The sequence below is a fragment of the Xanthomonas translucens pv. undulosa genome, from assembly GCF_017301775.1.
In the GTDB taxonomy this organism is placed as follows: Bacteria; Pseudomonadota; Gammaproteobacteria; order Xanthomonadales; family Xanthomonadaceae; genus Xanthomonas_A; species Xanthomonas_A translucens.
The window spans coordinates 1,199,228-1,218,466 of record NZ_CP063993.1 but is presented as its reverse complement, the minus strand read 5'-3'; the positions used below and the strand labels follow the sequence as shown (position 1 = coordinate 1,218,466).

At 70.8% G+C, this 19,239-nt stretch carries 17 protein-coding genes; 3 read left to right on the top strand and 14 right to left on the bottom strand.

Annotated features, from left to right (window positions below; genetic code table 11):
• The first annotated feature begins 45 nt into the window (after positions 1-45).
• The gene (gene hrpA / locus ISN38_RS05045) at positions 46-4,170 is read left to right on the top strand and encodes an ATP-dependent RNA helicase HrpA (RefSeq protein ID WP_058358495.1); all 4,125 of its coding nucleotides are present in this window, start codon (positions 46-48) and stop codon (positions 4,168-4,170) included.
• 289 nt (positions 4,171-4,459) lie between these two features.
• On the opposite strand, the gene ISN38_RS05040 is transcribed toward hrpA, so the two are convergent.
• The 8 genes from ISN38_RS05040 to xopV form a co-directional block, all read right to left on the bottom strand.
• Positions 4,460-6,235, bottom strand: a complete 1,776-nt coding sequence (locus ISN38_RS05040) for a chloride channel protein (protein WP_399507483.1) — start codon at positions 6,233-6,235, stop codon at positions 4,460-4,462.
• Between the two features lie 15 nt (positions 6,236-6,250).
• Positions 6,251-6,763, bottom strand: a complete 513-nt coding sequence (locus tag ISN38_RS05035; RefSeq protein WP_206712088.1) for a hypothetical protein — start codon at positions 6,761-6,763, stop codon at positions 6,251-6,253.
• A 120-nt stretch (positions 6,764-6,883) separates the two neighbouring features.
• Entirely contained in the window at positions 6,884-8,005 is a 1,122-nt protein-coding gene (pqqE, locus tag ISN38_RS05030) for a pyrroloquinoline quinone biosynthesis protein PqqE (protein WP_004426554.1), read from the bottom strand.
• Positions 8,002-8,280: a pyrroloquinoline quinone biosynthesis peptide chaperone PqqD gene (gene pqqD / locus ISN38_RS05025; protein ID WP_003472335.1), complete on the bottom strand. Its 279-nt coding sequence runs from the start codon at positions 8,278-8,280 to the stop codon at positions 8,002-8,004. Before pqqD ends, pqqE begins: the two co-directional genes overlap by 4 nt.
• On the bottom strand, positions 8,277-9,038 hold the full coding sequence (gene pqqC, locus ISN38_RS05020) for a pyrroloquinoline-quinone synthase PqqC (RefSeq protein WP_171815545.1): 762 nt from the start codon (positions 9,036-9,038) through the stop codon (positions 8,277-8,279). The genes pqqD and pqqC overlap by 4 nt, the downstream gene beginning before the upstream one ends.
• Entirely contained in the window at positions 9,035-9,934 is a 900-nt protein-coding gene (gene pqqB, locus ISN38_RS05015) for a pyrroloquinoline quinone biosynthesis protein PqqB (protein ID WP_003472330.1), read from the bottom strand. Before pqqB ends, pqqC begins: the two co-directional genes overlap by 4 nt.
• Before the next feature lie 63 nt (positions 9,935-9,997).
• Positions 9,998-10,168 (bottom strand): pyrroloquinoline quinone precursor peptide PqqA, encoded by a 171-nt coding sequence (gene pqqA, locus ISN38_RS20140; RefSeq protein WP_230811822.1) that lies wholly within the window; start codon positions 10,166-10,168, stop codon positions 9,998-10,000.
• A 145-nt stretch (positions 10,169-10,313) separates the two neighbouring features.
• Positions 10,314-11,336: a XopV/AopV family type III secretion system effector gene (xopV, locus tag ISN38_RS05005; RefSeq protein WP_230938698.1), complete on the bottom strand. Its 1,023-nt coding sequence runs from the start codon at positions 11,334-11,336 to the stop codon at positions 10,314-10,316.
• Positions 11,337-11,528: 192 nt separating this feature from the next.
• On the opposite strand from xopV, the gene ISN38_RS05000 reads away from it, so the two are divergent.
• The gene (locus tag ISN38_RS05000; protein WP_003472328.1) at positions 11,529-13,685 is read left to right on the top strand and encodes a RelA/SpoT family protein; all 2,157 of its coding nucleotides are present in this window, start codon (positions 11,529-11,531) and stop codon (positions 13,683-13,685) included.
• A gap of 63 nt (positions 13,686-13,748) precedes the next feature.
• Positions 13,749-15,278 carry a hypothetical protein gene (locus tag ISN38_RS04995; protein ID WP_080964750.1) on the top strand — a complete coding sequence of 510 codons (1,530 nt, stop codon included), beginning with the start codon at positions 13,749-13,751 and terminating at the stop codon, positions 15,276-15,278.
• Positions 15,279-15,568: 290 nt separating this feature from the next.
• On the opposite strand, the gene ISN38_RS04990 is transcribed toward ISN38_RS04995, so the two are convergent.
• From ISN38_RS04990 to ISN38_RS04965, 6 genes are read right to left on the bottom strand one after another with little or no spacing between them, the layout of a single operon-like run.
• The gene (locus ISN38_RS04990) at positions 15,569-16,153 is read right to left on the bottom strand and encodes a hypothetical protein (RefSeq protein ID WP_241754001.1); all 585 of its coding nucleotides are present in this window, start codon (positions 16,151-16,153) and stop codon (positions 15,569-15,571) included.
• Positions 16,154-16,161: 8 nt separating this feature from the next.
• Entirely contained in the window at positions 16,162-16,968 is an 807-nt protein-coding gene (locus tag ISN38_RS04985; RefSeq protein ID WP_058195577.1) for a M15 family metallopeptidase, read from the bottom strand.
• 15 nt (positions 16,969-16,983) lie between these two features.
• Positions 16,984-17,541, bottom strand: a complete 558-nt coding sequence (locus ISN38_RS04980; RefSeq protein WP_108085357.1) for a PH domain-containing protein — start codon at positions 17,539-17,541, stop codon at positions 16,984-16,986.
• A gap of 5 nt (positions 17,542-17,546) precedes the next feature.
• Complete coding sequence (locus ISN38_RS04975) at positions 17,547-18,863, bottom strand: alpha/beta hydrolase (RefSeq protein WP_108085126.1); 1,317 nt, start codon at positions 18,861-18,863, stop codon at positions 17,547-17,549.
• Position 18,864: 1 nt separating this feature from the next.
• A complete protein-coding gene (locus ISN38_RS04970; protein WP_003468945.1) occupies positions 18,865-19,050 on the bottom strand; it encodes a DUF4177 domain-containing protein in 186 nt (61 codons plus the stop codon).
• Positions 19,047-19,226 (bottom strand): type II toxin-antitoxin system antitoxin, encoded by a 180-nt coding sequence (locus tag ISN38_RS04965; protein WP_003468944.1) that lies wholly within the window; start codon positions 19,224-19,226, stop codon positions 19,047-19,049. The genes ISN38_RS04970 and ISN38_RS04965 overlap by 4 nt, the downstream gene beginning before the upstream one ends.
• Positions 19,227-19,239: the final 13 nt, after the last annotated feature.

Genomic DNA, 19,239 nt, shown 5'->3' with positions numbered 1-19,239 from the left:
GACTAAAGCATGCGCTGTTATTCAACGTTCAACGGCATCCGATTGATGAGCACGATCGAAAAACACCTGGCCACCCGCCTGCGCGAGCGCCGCGACGCGATCGACGCGGCGCTGACCCGCGACCGCGGCCGGCTGTTCGGCCTATGGTCGCGCTGGCAGGCCGCGCCCGGCAATCCCGCATTGGAGGCAGCGTTCGAGCAGGCGCTGGGGCAATCGCGGGCGCGCTGCCAGGCGCGCGCGGCAGCGGCGCCGGCGATCACCCTGGACGACCAGTTGCCGATCGCGCGCGAGGCCGAGCGCATCGTGGCGCTGATCCGCGCCCACCAAGTTGTGGTCATCGCCGGCGAGACCGGCTCGGGCAAGACCACGCAGCTGCCGAAGCTGTGCCTGGCCGCCGGCCGCGGCGCCGCCGGCATGATCGGCTGCACCCAGCCGCGGCGCATCGCCGCGCGCGCGGTGGCCGCACGCGTGGCCGAGGAATTGCGCACGCCGGTGGGCGGGGCGGTGGGCTTCCAGGTGCGCTTCAACGACCGGGTCGGCGAGGAGACCCGGATCAAGTTCATGACCGACGGCATCCTGTTGGCCGAGATCGCCAGCGACCGCTGGCTGTCCAGCTACGACACGATCATCGTCGACGAGGCGCATGAGCGCAGCCTCAACATCGATTTCCTGCTCGGCTACCTCAAGCAGCTGCTGCGCAAACGCCCGGAGCTGAAGGTGATCGTGACCTCGGCAACGATCGACACCGCGCGCTTCGCCGAGCATTTCGACGGCGCGCCGGTGATCAGTGTCGAGGGCCGCACTTTCCCGGTGGAAGTGCGCTACCGGCCATTGGAGGGCGAGTGCGGCGGTGCGGACGGGGAGGGCGAGGACCGTGCCGGCGAGCGCACGGTCAACGATGCGATCGTGGCCGCGGTGGACGAGATCACCCGCCTGGATCCGCGCGGCGACGTGCTGCTGTTCCTGCCCGGCGAGCGCGAGATCCGCGATGCGCACCAGGCGCTGGAGCGGCGCAAGTACCGCGAGACCGAAGTGCTGCCGCTGTACGCGCGGCTGTCCAACAGCGATCAGGACCGGGTGTTCAATCCCGGCCCGCGGCGGCGCCTGGTGCTGGCCACCAACGTCGCCGAGACCTCGCTGACGGTGCCGCGGATCCGCTACGTGGTCGATCCGGGCTATGCGCGGGTCAAGCGCTACAGCCCGCGGCAGAAGCTGGACCGGCTGCACATCGAACCGATTTCGCAGGCCAGTGCCAACCAGCGCAAGGGCCGTTGCGGGCGCGTGGCCGAAGGCATCTGCTATCGGCTGTACGCCGAGGCCGATTTCCAGGCGCGGCCGGAGTTCACCGATCCGGAGATCCGCCGCTCCAGCCTGGCCGGGGTGATCCTGCGCATGCTGCAGCTGGGGCTGGGGCGGATCGAGGATTTCCCGTTCCTGGAACCGCCGGACGAGCGCGCGGTCGCCGATGGCTGGCAGCAGCTGGTGGAACTGGGCGCGGTCGGCGAGCCCGATCGCCATGGACTGCGCAAGCTCACCGAGATCGGCCGCAAGATGGCGCGGCTGCCGGTGGACGTGAAGCTGGCGCGGATGCTGGTGGCCGCGCAGCAGCACGGTTGCCTGCGGCCGATGCTGGTGATCGCCGCGTTCCTGGGCATCCAGGACCCGCGCGAACGCCCGCCGGAAGCGCGCGAGGCGGCCGACAACGCGCACGCCACATTCGCCGATGCGCGCTCGGAATTCGTCGGCATCCTGCGCCTGTGGGACGGCTACCGGCAGGCGCACGAGGAGCTGACCCAGTCCAAGCTGCGCGATTGGTGCGGGCGCCACTTCCTCGGTTTCCTGCGCATGCGCGAATGGCGCGAACTGCACCGCCAGTTGCATCTGCTGTGCGAGGAACTGGGCTGGAGCGAGGAGCCGGCGAGCGCGTCGTTGCAGCCGCTGCTGGCCGGTGCCGCATCGCCGCCGCCGGCCCGCGATGCCGAGACCAGCGCGCGCGCCACGCGTGGGCAACTGCATCGCGCGGCGCGGCTGGCGCGCGAAGGGCGCAGCGAGCCGGCGGCGGTCGCGCCGGTCGCTGCCAGGCCCGCGCCGCCGGCCAACGCAACCGGCGACGCGCCACGTGCCAGCGAGCGGGAACGCGCCGCCGCCTACCAGGCCTTGCATCGCGCGTTGCTTGCCGGCTTGCCGACGCAGGTCGGCCATCGTACCGAGAAGGGCGATTTCCTGGCGCCGCGGCAGCGCCGCTTCCTGCTGTTCCCCGGCTCCACGCTTGCCCGCAAGCCGCCGCCGTGGGTGTTGCCGGCCACGCTGCTGGACACGCAGAAGGTGTGGGGCATGACCAATGCCGCGGTCGAGCCGGACTGGGTCATCGCCGAGCTGCCGCACCTGCTGGCGCGCAAGCATTTCGACCCGCATTGGTCGCGCGCGCAGGGGCAGGTGCTTGCCTCCGAGCAGATCAGCCTGTTCGGGCTGGTGCTGGCGCCGAAGAAGCCGGTGCATTACGGCCGCATCGACCCGCCCGGCGCGCACGAACTGTTCGTGCGCCAGGGCCTGGTGCCGGGCGAGATCGATACCCGCGCCAGCTTCGTCGCCGACAACCAGAAAGTGCTGGCGCAGGCGCACGAGGAAGAAGCCAAGCTGCGCCGCGCCGGCATCGTCGCCGACGAGGACTGGCAGGCGCGCTGGTACCTGGACCGGATTCCCGGCGAACTGCATTCGGCCGCCGGCCTGGACGCGTGGTGGAAGGCATTGGCGCCGGAGCAGCGGCGCGCGCTGCACTGGTCGCTGACCGACCTGCTGCCGGGCGAAGGCAGCGAGGCCGACCGCTATCCGAAGTACTTCGCGCTGGGCGACGCGCGGCTGGCGCTGCATTACAAGTTCGAACCGGGCGCGGCCGACGACGGCGTGACCCTGGAGGTGCCGATGCACCTGCTCAATGCGCTGGATGCGGCGCGGCTGTCGTGGCTGGCGCCGGGCTTCGTCGCCGACAAGGCGGCGGCGTTGATCCGCAGCCTGCCCAAGGCGCTGCGCCGCAACTACGTGCCGGCGCCGGACTTCGCCCGCGCCTTCTACGAGGCGTTCCCGCAGCCCAGTGCCGACGACATCCGCGGCGAGCTGGCGCGCTTCCTGCAACGCGCCACCGGCGCGGCGCTGAGCGCGCTGGACTTCGACGAAAGCGCGCTGGAGCCGCATCTGCGTATGCACCTGCGGCTGCGCGACGATGCCGGCAAGGTGCTGGCCGAATCGCGCGACCTGGAGGCGTTGCGCGCGCGCTTCGGCGATCGCGCCGGGCAGGCCTTCGCCGCACGCGCCGGGCGCGAGATGGCTGCGGACGGGCTGCGCGAGTTCCCGTCTGCGCCGATCCCGCTGCAGGTGCCGGGCGAGGCGGGGGTGCCGGCGTATCCGGCCCTGGTGGACACAGGCGAAGCCGCGGCGCTGCGCATCTTCGCCGACCGCGCGCAGGCCGAGGCGGCACATCCGCGCGGCGTGCGCCGGCTGCTGGAGATCGCGCTGGCCGACAAGGTCAAGCAGGCGCGCAAGCAGCTGCCGGTGTCGCCGAAGACCGGGCTGCTGTATGCGGCGATCGAGTCGCAGGAGCGGCTGCGCGGCGATCTGGTCGATGCGGCGTTGAATGCCTTGCTCGAAGAGGGCCTGGACGCGATCCGCGACCCGGGCAGCTTCGCCCAGCGCCGCGATGCGGCCGGCAAGCAGTTGTTCGGCGAGGCGATGGAGCGATTGAAGCTGGCCGAGGCGATCATGGGCGCGGCGGCGGAATTGAAACCGCAGCTGGAATCGCCGCTGATGGGCTGGGCCAGCGGCAACCTCGACGACCTGCGCGCGCAGCTGGCGGCGCTGGTGCATCCGGGCTTCCTGCGCGAAACCCCGGCCACGGCGCTGGCGCAGTTCCCGCGCTACCTGCGCGCGATGATCCTGCGCGCCGAACGCGCCAAGCGCGATCCGGCGCGCGACCAGGCGCGGATGCTGGAATTGAAGCCCTTCGTCGATGCGCTGGCCGCTGCCGCCGCGGCCGGACGCAGCGCCGATCCGCAATGGCAGGCGCTGCGTTGGGACCTGGAGGAATTGCGCGTGTCGCTGTTCGCGCAGGAACTGGGCGCCAAGGCCGGGATCTCGGCGAAGAAGCTGGCGCAACGGGTGGCTGGGGGGCGGTGAGGCTCGGGACTCGGGACGCTTCGGGACTCGGGACTCGGGACTCGGGACTCGGGACTCGGGACTCGGGATTTTCGCAAGTTCGCCGCATTTCTGCTTTTCTGTAGGAGGGGCTTCAGCCCCGACGCCTTACCGGTAACGCGTCGGGGCTGAAGCCCCTCCTACAAAAAAAGCAGTTGCGCCGGAGCTGCAAAAAAAGCCGCTTTTTTTTTAAAAAAACCGGCCCTTTTTGCATCAAATCGCTTGACAGCAATTTACCCCGGGACATCATTCTGCCGTCCCGAGTCCCGCCTCAATCGTCCACCCGCTCGCCCATCAGCTCGCGCTGGCGCTTGTCCAGCTCCTCGGCGTAGCGCTTGCGCACGAAGCTTTCGGTCAGTACGCCGAGCACCTTGCCGTGTGCGTCGACCACTGCCAGTTCGTCGCTCTGGGTCAGGTCGAACTGGCGCATCGCGGTGACTACGTCGGTGTCGGCGCGTAGCGCCACGTCGCGGTTGCCGGCGTAGTCGGCAATGGCCGCGTCGGCGTTCACGCCGTCGGCGTAGGCCGCGGCCAGCGTCACCAGTCCGGCGTAGTGGCCGTGTTCGTCTTCCAGCACCACGCGTGTGCTCGAGCCGAGCGGGAAGCGGCGGCGGAACTCGGCCACCGAGGTGCCGGCGGCGAGCGGGTGCACGTCCTGGCGCATCATCCGCCCGGCGCTCAGGTGCTTGACCCAGCCCACGTCGCGCGCGCTCTTGATGGTTTCGCCGCGCAGGTGCAGGCGCCAGGTCGAGAACGAGTAGCCGAACACCTGGCGCACGATGGTGTTGGCCACCAGCACCGCTACCATCACTGCGCTGGCCAGCACGAAATCGTGGGTGCCCTCGAGCACCAGCATCGCCATCGTCATCGGCGCGCCGACCACCGCCGCGGCCAGCGCGGCCATGCCCGCCAGCGAAGCGGCGGTGCCGTCGACCAGGGCCATGCCGGTACCCAGGTTCAGCAGGCCGGCGAACAGGCCGCCGACCAGCGAGCCCATGAACAGCGAGGCGAAGAACAGGCCGCCGCGGAAGCCGAAACCCAGGGAAATGCCCGAGGCCAGGCACTTGAGCAGCAACAGCACGCCCAGCCATTGCAGCGAGGTCGGGCTGGTCAGATCCAGGTGCAGCGCGCCGTGCCCGGAGGAGAGCACTTGCGGGGTGATCAGCGCCAGCGGGATCAGCATCAGGCCGCCGGCCACCGGCCGCGCCCAGCGCGGCAGCGGGCTGCGGTTGACCGCCTGCTCGATCGCGCCGACCAGGCGCATCACCGCCACCGCCAGCAGCGCGCAGATCGCGCCGAGCAGCGCGTACAGCAGGTAGTCGCGCGCTTCCAGCGCGGATGCCGCTGAGGCCGGCAGCAGGTACGGCTGCACGCCGGCGGCCTGGGCCACGAACACCGCGCCCAGCGAGGCCACCGCCACCGGCGCCAGCGCCGATGGCGAGTACGCGCCGATCACGATCTCGAACGCATAGAACGCGCCGGCCAGCGGCGCGCCGAACGCGGCGGCGATGGCCGCGCCGGCGCCGGCGCCGACCAGGGTACGGATGTCGGCGCGGCGCAGGCGCAGGATCCGCCCCAGGTGCGATCCGCTGCCCGCGCCCATCTGCGTGTACGCCGCCTCCAGCCCCACCGAGGCGCCGCAGCCGTTGGACAGCAAGGTCTGCGCGGAGACGATCAGGTTGTCGCGCATCGACATGCGCCCGCCGTACAGCGCATTGGCTTCGACCGCATCGATCAGCTGGCGCTTGCGCGCGCGCGCGGCCATGCCGAGCAGGCCGACCAGCAGCCCGCCCAGCGGCAGCACCAGCAACTGGCCCAGGCTCAACTCCGGCAGCGCGCTGAGCCGGGCATCCACGTCCAGGCCGTACAGCCAGGCCTGCGCGCCGTGCGCCAGGCCGCTCTGCAGCAGGGTCAGCAGGCCGGCGAGCAGGCCGACCAACAGCGCCAGCGCGATGAACCAGACATCGCTGGCGCGGAAGCGCCGACGCAGCGCGTCGGCGAGGCTGTGCGAGGCGTCGGCCAGGCCCGGCCGCGGCTGCTGACGCACGTTCACGGCAGGCGGTTACTTGATGCGACGGACTTTGGCGCGGGTGTTGTAGGTGTCGATCTGCATGTACCACGCGCCCATGATGCCCGGGGTGATCTTCACCTTGGGCGCGTTGCTGCGCACGCTGGCCAGGCTGGCGGCTTCGGTCTGCTCCCATTCCTGGCCGTTGGCCAGCACGTAGTGGCGGCCCTTGGAGAAGCCGCTGAACGTGCCGACCAGGGTGCTCTCGATCGGTTCCTGGCTGCCGAAGTCGAAGAAGCCGCGGTTCTTCACGATCACTTCCTGGCGGCCTTCTTCCTTGGCTTTCTCCAGCGCCACCGCGGTCTCCTTGGCGACCTTGCCCTGCAGCCAGTCGTTCAGCGCGGTCAGTTCCTGCGGCGACAGCTTGTCCAGCCCGGCTGCCTTGAACTGCTGCGCCGACATCTGCGTCTGCAGGTCGCCGGACACGGCGCGCTGCGCGGCGGCGGGAGCGGCGGCCACGGCGAGCGCCGCGCACAGGACCAGGGGAGTGAGGCGCGCAAGCAGCATGGCGTGATCCGGGCAGTGGAATGCGGCTTAGTGTAGTCGCAAGACGCGGCGCCGGCGCCGCGTGCATGGCAGGGCGGCGGCGCCCGCGCTGGTCCGAAATGGGCGCGGTTGCGGCGGCGCTCAGCCCGCGCCGGATTCCGCCGTGGACGCGGTGCGGGGCGGGCGCCGGTACACGAAGGCCGGCGCCGCGTCGGCGGCCTCACGCTGCGCCAGCGCCTGCAGGTCGGCATGCTCCGGCGCGCGCTCGCAGACCGGGTCCAGCGTGGCCGCGTCGCCGCTCAGCGCCAGCGCCTGGCAGCGGCAGCCGCCCCAGTCGATCTCGCGTTTCGGGCAGCCCTTGCACACCTCCGGCATCCACGCGGTGCCGCGGTAGCGGGCGAAGGCTTCGCCGTCCTCCCAGATCGCCGCCAGCGGCCGCTCGCGCAGGTTCTCGAACACCATGTCCGGCAAGGTCTCGGCGGCGTGGCAGGGCAGCACGTCGCCGCGTGGGGAGATGTTGACGAAGCGCTGGCCCCAGCCGCCCATGCACGCCTTGGGCCGGTGCGCGTAGTAGTCGGGAGTGACGAAATCGATGGCCAGGCGCTCGCGCAGGCGTTCGCGTGCCGCGGTCACCGCGACCACGGTGGCATCGATCTGCGCGCGGCTGGGCATCAGCGCGGCGCGGTTGCGCAGGCCCCAGCCGTAGTACTGGGTGTGCGCCACTTCCAGACGTTCGGCGCCCAGTTCCAGCGCCAGCTCGATCATCGCCGGCACCCGCTCGGCGTTGTGGCGGTGGATCACCGCATTGATCGTCAGCGGCAGGTCGAGCGCACGCACCGCTGCGGCGAAGGCGCGCTTCTTGGCAAGGCTGTCGCGATAGCCGGCGATGACGTCTGCGCCGGCGGCATCGGCGTCCTGCACGCTCAGTTGCACGTGTTCCAGCCCGGCGGCGGCCAGTTGCGCCAGCATCGGCGCGCCGCCGGCCACGCCGGAGGTGATCAGGTTGCTGTACAGGCCCAGCGCGCGCGCATGCGCGACCAGCGCGGGCAAGTCCTGGCGCAGCATCGGTTCGCCGCCGGAAAAATGCGCCTGCAGCACGCCCATCGCCGCGGCCTGGTCCAGCGCCGAGCGCCAGCCGGCGGTGTCCATTTCCTCGCGCAGGCCGGCCAGGGCGATCGGGTTGGAGCAGTACGGGCAGGCCAGCGGGCAGCGGTGGGTCAGCTCGAGCAGCAGCGACAGCGGCGGCGGCACGGTCGCGGTCATGCGCGCAGCAGGCGCTTGCCATGCAGGTCCGCGGCCAGCTCTAGCACGTCGCGCTCCACTTCGGCCGGGTCCGCATCGAATTCCGCAGCCAGCTCCGCGGCGATCGCCGCCAGCGAGCGCGTGCCGTCGCAGCGCGACACGATCGCATGCGCGATCTCATCCAGTTCGATCACCCGTTCCGGCGCCAGCAATACCCATTGCGCGCGGGTGCGGTCGTGCTGCAGGCGCACGCCGGCCGCCAGCCGCGGGCAGCTGTCGGACGCCGCTGCGCTCATGCCGCCGCCTGCGCCGGGGCGGCGACGAACGCCTCCGGCCAGGCCACGCCGGGTTGCACGTAGGCGAAGTGCAGCGCGTCGAGCTGCGACCACAGCACGCCGCACTTGAAGCGCAGCGCGTCCTGGACCAGCTGCTGCTTTTCCACCGTGTCGGCGTGGCGCCTGACGTAGTCCAGGGCGAAGTCCGAATCGCGCGGCGCCTCGTGCAGGCGGTGCTCGAAATACGCCAGCGCCTCGCGCGAGACGAAATCGTAGTGCTGCAGCATGCCGGCGACGCGGCGGCCGATGATGCCCGGCGCGAACAGCTCGGTCAGCGACGAGGCGATCGCCTCCAGCAGGCTCTTCTCGCGCACGAACTGCAGGTAGGCCTGCACCGCGAAGCGGGTGCCGGGCAGCAAGGCGCGGCCGGACTGCACCAGCGCGCGGTCCAGGCCCAGCGCGTCGGTCAGGTGCAGCCAGCGCGCGATGCCGCCTTCGCCGTCGGCGCTGCCGTCGTGGTCGACGATGCGCTGGCGCCAGATCCGGCGCAGCGCCGGATCGTCCATCCGCGCCAGGATCGCCGCGTCCTTCAGCGGGATGCAGCGCTGGTATTCGTAGCGGTTCAATGCCCAGGCCTGCACCTGGCCGCGTTCGAGTCGGCCGCTGTGCAGCAGCGCGTGGAACGGATGCTGGTCGTGGTACAAGCGCGCGCCGATCGCGCGCAGTTCCGCTTCCAGCTGTTCGGGGCTCAGCAATGCGCTCGCAGGCGGGTTTTTCACAGCGTGATGTCCATGCCGTCGTGGGCGACGTCCCAGCCGTGCGCGGCCACCGCCGCGCGTTCGGCCGAGCCGGCGTCGAGGATCGGGTTGGTGGTGTTGATGTGGATGAAGACCTTGCGCGCCACGTCCAGGTCGGCGAACGCGCGCAGGGTGCCCGCCTCGCCGTCGATGCTGAGGTGGCCCATGCGCTGGCCGGTCTTGGTGCTGACCCCGAGCTGCACTAGTTCGTCGTCGCGCCACAGGGTGCCGTCGAAGAACACCAGTTCGGCACCGCGCAGGCGCGCACGCAGCGCGTCGGTCATGGCGGCGCAGCCGGGAATGTAGTGCAGGCGATGGCGGCCGTCGTCGATGGTCAGGCCCAGCGTTTCCCCGTCGGAGCCGGCCAGGTCGCCGCTGTGGCGGCTCTCCATGAACAGCGGCACCTTGCCCGGCACCGCGAACGGCGTCACCTGCAGGCCGAGCAGCGACAGCGGCGCGTCCAGGGCGAAGGCATGGCGCTGCACGTGGGCCGGGTGCAGCGCGTCGAAGATCGGGTTCTGCGCCAGCAGGTCGAGCACGCGGCCGCTGGCGTACAGATCGAAGCGCTGGCTTTCGCGCATCGACAGCAAGCCGGCGATATGGTCGATCTCGCCGCTGGTCAGCAGCACGGCTTCGATCGGGGAATGGCGCAGGCCGCGTTGCGGCCACAGCGCCGGGGTCGCCAGCAGTTGCTGGCGCAAATCGGGCGAGGCGTTGATCAACAGCCAGTGCTGTTTGTCGGCGCTGACCGCGATGCTGGCCTGGGTACGACGTTGGGCACCCGTAAGCTGTTGCCATGCCCGCAGGCTCGCGGGTGTGCGGCAGTTCCATTGCGGGTGCCCGCCGCCGGCCGCCGATCCCAATACGATGAGGTGCATCCGGTCTCCGTCTACGGCGCCTGGCCGGTCACGCAGCGTCTCGGCAACGCGGCTGACACGCGATCAAAGCTCGCCGGAAACGTAAGAGTTGATTTCCGCACCGACGCAGATCTCGCGGATCACGGGTTTGTTCCATGTCTTCATTGCAATGCCTCTGGAAGGTTCGAACAGCTCGGCAACGACGCTCGACATTCGCCGCAAACGACGAGTGCGCGTCATGCCCAGAATAGGCATGCACTTGACGGGTGTTGTGAATTTTCAGTGAAACAGTTCGCAAATGTAAGTCCGATCACACTGGGCTAAAAGTGAGTCAGAAAATTGGCGGTGGGGTGGAGGCGGGTTGTTTTGGGCCGCCGAGTCGCCAGGCGACCCCGCGGCATCAGGAAACCGCTGCCGCCGAGTCGGATGTCGCGTCCGCGCGGCGCGCCTGCTTAACAAGTTCGATCGGTTTCTTCTGGACCCACTCGGTTTCCACGTGCAAGCCAAGTTCCTGGAACAGCGCCGCGACATTGGCCAGATGGGACGGGGTACGGTCCGCGTATTCGCTGAACCGGCCGGAGTCGTTGTCGATGCACAGCCGGTCTTTTTCGTCGTAGTACAGCCTGCCGCAGATCCTCGATTCGGGAATGAAGCGATTGCGTTCCCACGGGCTGTTCCATTGTTGGCCACCGACCAGGGTGACATGCCCCTGCGCGAACGGCTGCGCGGCTTTGCGTACCGGCTTTTCCTTCATGTCGCCGGTGAACGTGTGATTCGGATGGGTCTCGCCGACGATCAGGCTGCCGTTGCGGCTGATGTTCCATTTGTATTCGAGGCTGCGCTTGCGCAGCGCGTCCAGGTTCAGGCATTGCGCCAGCTGCACGCCTGGCGTGGGGGGCTGCATTTTCTCGATCTGTTGCTGCATAAGGAGGGTGGGCGGCTGCTGGGCGATCTGATGCAGTTCTGCCTCGCTCAGTTGCAATGCTTTGGCCGCCGCTCTGGAGGCGGCCGGGGCGGTTGCTGCGCGGCCGAGCTTGCGCAACGGCCCTGCAGTGGCGACAACCACCCGGCTCGGATTGATCTTGACCCGCCCCATGCCTTCGCCGAGATTCTCGACTTCCTGCTTCTGGATCGGCGTTCTCTTGACCAGCCCGCCGTCTTTTTCCATCACCTTGCCGCGGGCGGGCTGGCAACTGCCGAACAGCGTATCCAGCCGTGCGGAGGGCAAGGGCGTGCCGAGCGCCATGGCCGGCAGCGAACGCGTGCGGCGTAGCGACGGTGCTTTCGGAAGGGGCGACAAGGCGGCGCCCACCGCCGATTCCGTGGATGTTTGCGCTTGCCGGATGCTGCCGTCGCTGTGACCGCCGGCAACGGCAGGCTCCGAACGTGATGGGCTGACCACGCTATTTGGGCTGATTTTCATGGCAGTTCTACCGAAACACGGCGCCTGAGCATAGGGATCCGCGTTGCGCGATCGCGCGACCGGTGCGAAATGTCATCGGTGCCGGCGAAAAGGCGCCGCCGCCCGGCGCGCCCGGCCGCCATCTACGGGCGATTGTGACCCGCGGCGCAAGCGGGTTAGTGTATCTGCATCCCTTTTCGCGACCGCCGCTCCTTGACTGTCTTCGCTCATCCCGGCCTGGAGGCGCTGCTGCAGCGTCCGGCTGCCGCCGCACTGGCGCCCGCGCTGCGCGAAGCGCTGTTGCAGGCCTGGCACGCGCAGCCGGAACAGACCGCGCGTGCGCCGTGGCCGGTGCTGGCCGATACGCTCGATGCGCTGGCGCTGCTGGCCGCCGACGAAGCGGCGCTGCTGGCAGCGCTGCTGTTCGACCTGCCCGGACTGCGCGCGCAACTGGCGCAGTTGCCGGTCGCGCCACCGGCGCGGGCGCAGGCGGTGGTCGGCCTGCTCGATGGCCAGGACGCGGCCGATCAGGTCTGGGCGCTGCATGCCGGGCGCGAGGCCGGGCGCAACAGCGAAGGCCTGCGCCGGCTGCTGCTGTCGATCGTGCAGGACCTGCGCGTGGTGCCGATCCTGCTGGCGCGGCAGTTGGCGAAGATGCGCGTGGCCGACAAGCTGCCCGAGGCGCAGCGCCGCGCGCTGGCGCAGCTGACCCGCGACATCCACGCGCCGCTGGCCAACCGGCTGGGCATTTGGCAGCTGAAGTGGGAGCTGGAGGACCTGGCGTTCCGCCATCTGGAACCGGACACCTACCGGCGCATTGCGCGCGAGGTGGACGAGAGCCGGGTGGCGCGCGAGCGCTACATCGAAGCGGTCAAGAAGATCCTGTCCAAGGCGCTGAGCGAGCAGGGCCTGCGTGCGGAGATCAGCGGCCGGCCCAAGCACATCTACAGCATCTGGCGGAAGATGCAGAAGAAGCGGCTGGCTTTCGACCAGCTGTACGACCTGCGCGCGGTGCGGGTGATGGTCGACGACGTTGCCGCCTGCTACGCCGCGCTGGGCGTGGTGCACGCGCTGTGGGCGCCGGTGCCGAGCGAGTTCGACGACTATATCGCCCGGCCCAAGGCCAACGACTACCGCTCGCTGCACACTGCCGTGGTCGGCCCGGAAGGGCGCACGATCGAGGTGCAGATCCGTACTCACGACATGCACGCGCAGGCCGAACTGGGCGTGGCCGCGCACTGGAAATACAAGGAAGGCGGCAAGGGCGCGGAGAAGGCATTCGATCGCAAGATCACCTGGATGCGGCAATTGCTGGAACAGTCGCAGGACGGCGAGCAGGGCGGGTTGGCCGGCGCGCTCGACGCCGAGCTGGTCGAGGACCGTGTCTATGCGCTGACCCCGATGGGCGAGGTGATCGACCTGCCGCAGGGCGCCACCCCGCTGGATTTCGCTTACCACGTGCACACCATGGTCGGGCACCGCTGCCGCGGCGCCAAGGTCAACAACCGCATCGTGCCGCTGACCCACAAGCTGCGCAGCGGCGACCGCGTCGAGATCCTCACCGGCAAGGAGGCCGAGCCGCGCCGCGACTGGCTGCTGCCGGCCAACGGCTACCTGGCCAGCGGCCGTTCGCGCGACAAGGTGCGCGCCTGGTTCCACAAGCTCGACCGCGCGCGCAACGTGCAGGCCGGCAAGGACCTGCTCGAGCGCGAGCTCAAGCGCCTGGGCCTGCAGCACGCCGACCTGCTGCCGGCGGCGAAGAAATTCCACGCCGACGGCATCGAGGAGCTGTACATCCAGGTCGCGCTGGGCGATGTCGGGCCCAGCCAGGTCGGCCGCGCCCTGCACGAGGCCGAACGCGCCGCGGCGCAGCCGGCGGCGCCGGCGCTGCCGCGGCCGACCGCACGCCGCAGCGGACTGGCCAAGTCCAAGTTCACCGTGCAGGGCGTAGGCAATCTGCTGGTGCAACTGGCACGCTGCTGCCAGCCGGTCGCCGGCGAGCCGATCGCCGGCTACCTGACCCGCACCCGCGGCGTCACCGTGCACCGGGTCGATTGCGCGTCCTTCGCCCGGCTCGCCGCCAGCAACCCGCAACGGGTGCTGCCGGTGGAGTGGGGCCATGCCGGTGGCGGCTACGAGGTGGACGTGCTGGTGCGGGCGATGGACCGGCGCTGGCTGCTCAAGGACATCACCAACCTGATCGCGCAGGAGGAGGCGCACGTGCTGGAGATCAACAGCGACAATGTGCGCGACAGCGGCCGCACCCAGCTGCGGCTGCGCTTGAAGGTCGGCGACTACGGGCAGTTGTCCACGCTGCTCGGCAAGCTCGACGCGTTGCCCGGGGTGGACGAGGCGCGGCGCCTGGGTTGAACGCAGGCCGGGCGCGGCCGGCGCATGCATGGTCTTGCCATGCACGCGCGCTAAGCTTGCGCGGTGAGCAAGCCGCCAGATCAGGTCAGGGACGAACGCCGGCGTCCGCCGCGGTCGGTGCCGCTGTGGCGCGATCGCCGTGTCTGGCGCTGGGCGCTGGCGGCGCTGCTGCTGGCGGCGTTGGCGCTGGTGATGTTCCGCGGCCCGCTGGCCGATCTGCTGTGGCCGGAGACGCGCATCCAGCAACTGCTCGACCAGGGCAATGCCGCCTTGCGCGCCGGCCGCCTCAGCGTGGCCGACGGCAGCGGCGCGCGCGAGCGTTTCGAGGCGGCGCTGGCGCTGGACGGCGACCGCCTGCAGGCCCGCGCCGGACTCGCCGCCACCGGCCGCGCCGCGCTCGGCCAGGCGCGTGCGGCGCTGGCCGCCGGACGCTATGCGCAGGTGCGCTCGGCGTTGGCGCTGGCGCGCGCGCTGCAGGTGCCGCGCGCCGATGCCGATCGTATCGACGCCGCCTTGCGCCGGCGCGAGGCTGCGCATGCCGGGCTCGATCAACTGCTGAAACGGGCGGCGCAGGCCCGCCGCGAAGGCCGCCTGGACGGCGCGCCCGACGCGGCGCTGCCGCTGTACCGGCAGGTGCTGGAGTTCGCCCCGGAACGCACCGAGGCGCTGGAAGGCCGCGAGGATGCGCTGTCGGAGTTGCTGCAGCGCGCGCAGGCGGCGCTGGCGCGCGGCGACGTGGCGGCGGCCGCGGCGCTGGTGGACAGCGCCCGCGACTACGATCCCGGGCATGTCGACCTGCCGGCGGCGCAGGCGGCGCTGAATCGCGCGTTGGAAGCCTTGCAGCGCGACGCCGATGCGGCGCTGCGTCGGCAGCGGCTGGACGCAGCGGCGCGGGCGCTGACCACGCTGCGCGCGGCCGCACCCGATGCCGCCGGCGCGCGCGACAGCGCCGAACGCGTGGCCGCGGCCTATGCCGCGCAGGCCACACGCGCGGCCGCCGACTTCCGTTTTGCCGAGGCCGAGCGCGCGTTGCAGAAGGGCCAGGCGCTGGCGCCCGACAGCCGTGCGCTGGCCGACGCGCGGCAGGCGGTGCTGCGGGCGCAACAGCGCCAGGCCACGCTGCATTCGCCGCTGTCGCCCGCCGCGCGCGCGCGCCGCCTGCAGGCCGCGCTGAGCGAGCTGCAGGCGGCCGAGGCGCGCGGCGACTGGCTGACCCCGCCCGGCAGCAGTGCCTACGACGCGCTGCAGGCGGCGCAGGTGCTGGCGCCGCGCGATGCGCGCGTGCGCAGCGCCGAGCAGCGCGTGCTGGCGGCGCTGCGGCGCTGCTTCGACGACGAATTGCGTGGCAACCGGGTGCTGGCGGCGAGCGCGTGCTACGACGCCTGGCGCGCGCTGGCGCCGGGCGGCAACGGCGTGGCCGCGGCGCGGCGGCGGCTGGCGCAGCGCTGGCTCGCGGTCGGCGACGAGCGCCTGAGCGCCGGCGATGCCGACTTCGCGCGCGAAGCCCTGCGCCACGCCCGCGCGATCGATCCGGGCACGCCGGAACTGGCCGCGTTCGCGCGCCGCCTGCGCAGTCTGTCGCCTGAGCGTTGAGCGGCGTTGCGGCGCATCCGACCTTGCATGAGGGTTCCAGTCCCAGTGACCTTCAGCCCCGATAGCGATTGAAGCCGTCGTGGTTCCCGACGCCGCTCGTCGCGGCTGAAGCCGCTCATACAGGAGCTTGCCGCGCTTGCTGGGTGCACTGTAGGAGCGGCTTCAGCCGCGACCGGGCGTTATCAGCAAGCAAGGCTCCGGTCGCGTTGCAGGGAGTGCGCCTGTGCTCGCCAACGGGTCTTCCGCCGCACGTTTAAGGTGTTCTCAGTGGTATTGGCAGGGGTTGCACGTCAATCCGCGACCAGTTCCACCTGCGTCTGCACGCGGATCCAGGCGTCCTGGCTGGGATCGTTGAGCGTGGCGTGCAGGACATAGGGACCGAGCGGATCCTCGGGTTCGAAGCGTAACTGCAGCGACAGCGGTGCCAGTTCCAGCATGCCCGCTGCGGCCGGTTTGCCGCCGGTGGTTAGCGGCCGCGCGGGTTCCTGCAGCGCGACCTGACCATCCGGCCCGAGCATGCGCAGGCTAAGTTGCGCCTCGCAGGCGCCGTCGTTGTTGGAACTTGGCGCACAGCCCGAATACAGCACGACCACGCGCAGCGGTTCGCCGCGGCGCACGCGCGCGGCCGTCCGCAATTGTGGGCGGTGGCTGCTGTCGGTTTCGGTCCACTCGTTCCCGAAGCGCGCGAACGCGGCTTCGTCGGCGACGTGGACGGCCGCTGCGAAAGTCTTGTCGTGCGCGCGCTCGGCGCTGTCGGCGACCGGCTTGCCCTGATGATCGTGCCACTGTGCGCAGGCGGCAAACGGCAGGGCCAGCAACCCCAGGACGCAACACGCCAGGCCGCCGCACAGCAGGCGCCCTGCACGCTGCTGCATGCCGACCTTCATGCCGGCGCGCCCGCGTGCCAGCGCCAATGCCAGGGTTCGTAGACGATGCCGTGCGGATTGTCGCGCGCATAGCTCATCCGGTAGCCGAAGCCGGCGGCATGCGCGCACAGCCAGGCGAAGGCCGCGGTGCGCTCGAAGCTCTCTTCGGCCGGCGGTTCGCCGGGCGTGCCGATGTCCAGCGCGTCGCCGCTGTGGTGCTCGCTGTAGCCGGGCGCGGCATTGACCTGCAGGATCTGCTGCACGGTCTGCCCGCGCGCGAACTTGCGCGCGAAGATGCTCAGTTGGTAATCGTGGCTGCGGTAGCCGGAGATCGCCTCCAGCACCACGCCGTCGCGCGCGGCGGCGCGCTGCAGCGCCTGCCAGGCGCGCGCGGCGGCGGCGCTCAGCCACAGCGGGCGCCGGTAGCGGTCGCGGCCGGCGGCATGCAGGGTGGCGGGTTCGGCCTGCAGCGGCAGGCCGGTGCTGCGCGCGTAGTCCTCGGCGTCCAGGCCGAGGCCGGCCAGGCGTTCGTGCAGCGCGCTCAGCGGCAGCCGTGCGGCGGCATCGGGCTGCCGGCGCGCGGGCAGGGCGTCGAGGCGATCCAGCGCCGCATCGATGCCGGGTTCGTGCATCAGCCGCGGCAGCAGCGCGTGCACGCCGTGCGCGGAGGCGGCCGCCAGATAGCGGCCGTCGCACTTGCGCCGCAATAGCCAGGTCGCCTGCGCGAGCAAACGCGCATCGAGGTTGCTGCGCGCGCGCAGCAACCTGGCCGGCAGCAGTTCGATGCATTGGGTATTGAGCAGCAGGGCGGGAGCGGGGCGCATCCGCACAGGGTAGGGCTAAGCGTGGTGCGCGGCCAGCCGTTGCAGGTCCTGCAGCAGTTGCCGCGGTTGTTCGGGGCTCAGTAGCAGCCAGCGCCCGTCGCGCAACGGCAGCGCCAGCACGCGGCTGGCATCGGTGAGCAGGCAGAACGCGCGCTGGCCGTTGCGCATGCGGAAACAGCCGGATTTGAAGCCGGGCAAGCTGTAAGCGATGCTCCTACGGGTCGGCGCGAATTCGCCGTGCTCGGCCAGGTCCAGCACGCGTGCCTGCGCCAGATCGATCTGCGCGATGTCGGTGCGCGCGGCGAACAGGCTGGAGCGGACCAGCAGCGTTGCTCCTTGCAGGCGGATGCAGCGCCGCAGGTAGAACAGACTCAGCACCGTGCCGATCGTGGGCAGCAGCGCCAGCGTGGCCCAGTGCAGGCGATGGCCGCGGTCCGGGCTGGACAGGCCCACGGCGGCGACCAGCCCGGCGGCGAGCAGCAGCGGCAGCCACAGGCCCAGCAGCGGCAGGCGCCCGGGCGTGGCCACGCGGTAGTCGCGGCAGGTCGGTGCGGCGCGGGAATCGCTGTGCATGGCGGTCACTGGTGTGCGTGGATCCGTTGTGCGCGGATCCACTGCGCGGTGTCGGCGATCAGCTGCGGGTCGACATGTCCGGGGTGCGCGTACTCGGCCGGCCCGGGCGCGCCGCTGCCGGCGATGCCGAGATGGTTGAGCTGCGCATAGCGGTGCAGGGTCGCACGCGGGTTGTCGCCCAGCGCCTGCTGCCAGCGCTGCCAGTCCGGCGCGGTGACCTGGAAGTCGCGCTCGCCCTGCAGCCACAGCACCGGCTGGCGCAGGGCGAGGACGTCGGCCACCGGATCCACCTTGTCGAACGCACGCCAGTACGCGGCTGGCAGCTCCTGCGGCGAATCGGTCCGCGCCACCGCACCGTCGCCACGGACCTTGGCCACGCGCCGCTCGATCTCGGCCACGCGTGCCTTGCCCTCGGCGGACGGCGTGCCTTGCAGGCCGAGCAGATAGCGGTTCTGGTCGAGCAGCAGGTCCAGCAGCGCGCGCGCCGGTGCCGCCCACAGGACGATGCCGGCGGTCTTGCCGGACATGCGCGCGATGCGCGCGGCGAGCATGCCGCCCTGGCTGTGGCCCATCACGAAGATGCGCCTGGGGTCGATGCCCGGCGTGCGCGCCAGCGCCGCGACCGCGGCGACGGCATCGTCGGTGGTTTCGTCGTCCATGGTGAAGCCGTCCTCCATGCGCCCGGCGAAGCTTTCCGGCAGGGCGAAGCTGCGTTTGTCGTAGCGCAGCACTGCGATGCCTTGCGCGGCGAGGCCACGCGCGACATCGAGGAACGGCCGGTTCGGGCCGATACTCTCGTCGCGGTCCAGCGGGCCGGAGCCCTGCACCAGCACCACGACCGGGAACGGTCCCTTGCCGGCCGGCAGGGCCAGGGTGCCGGGCAGCGGACCGGCCGCGAACGCCTGTTCGGCGAAGCCGGCATCGGCGGCGGGTGGCGGCGGTGCCGGTGGCGCCGCCGGGGTCATCAGCAGGCCGGCGATCTTGCCGTCGGCGTTCACCGAGACATGCAACAGCATCGCCCCGCGTTCGAACTGCAGGCGTTGCTGGATCAGGCTCAGGCCCTGTTGCTGGCGTTCGCTGGCGGTGCCGCGCTGCTGCAACGCGCCCATCTGCGCGGACACGCTGTGCCAGGCCTCGGCCAGTTTCTCAGCCGGCACCGCTTGCGCCATCGCCGGCGTGAAGTCGCGTTCGGCCGCAGCGATGTCGCCGGCCTGCAGGCGATCCAGCAGCGTATCGGCAGTCTGTCGCGGCGAGGTGGCCAGCGCGGCGGCCGGGGGCAGCAGCAATGCCAGGAACGGGATGAAGCAGCGGCGCCCGCGCATGTCAGCTCTGCTTCTTGAAGACCAGCAGTATCGGCTGCAGACGTGGCGAGTTGATCACGCTGACCAGTTCCCAGCCCAGGGCGCCGTGCTTGTTCAGTTCGGCTTGGATCGGTTCGGGGTCCGCTCTGCCGAGGAAGGTGAGCTTGAACTTCACTTCGACGGTGAGGTAGGTCCAACGTGTGCTCATGGCTTGGGTTCCTTGTCGTCGCCGGGCTTGGGCAGCCGGCCGGCCTTGCGCAGCGCGTCGCGCAACACATATTCGATCTGCGCGTTGAGGCTGCGCAGCTCGTCGTCGGCCCAGCGCTGCACCGCCGCCAGCACGTCGGCGTTGATGCGCAGCGGATAGGCCTTCTTCTCGCTCATGCGGGATGGCTCC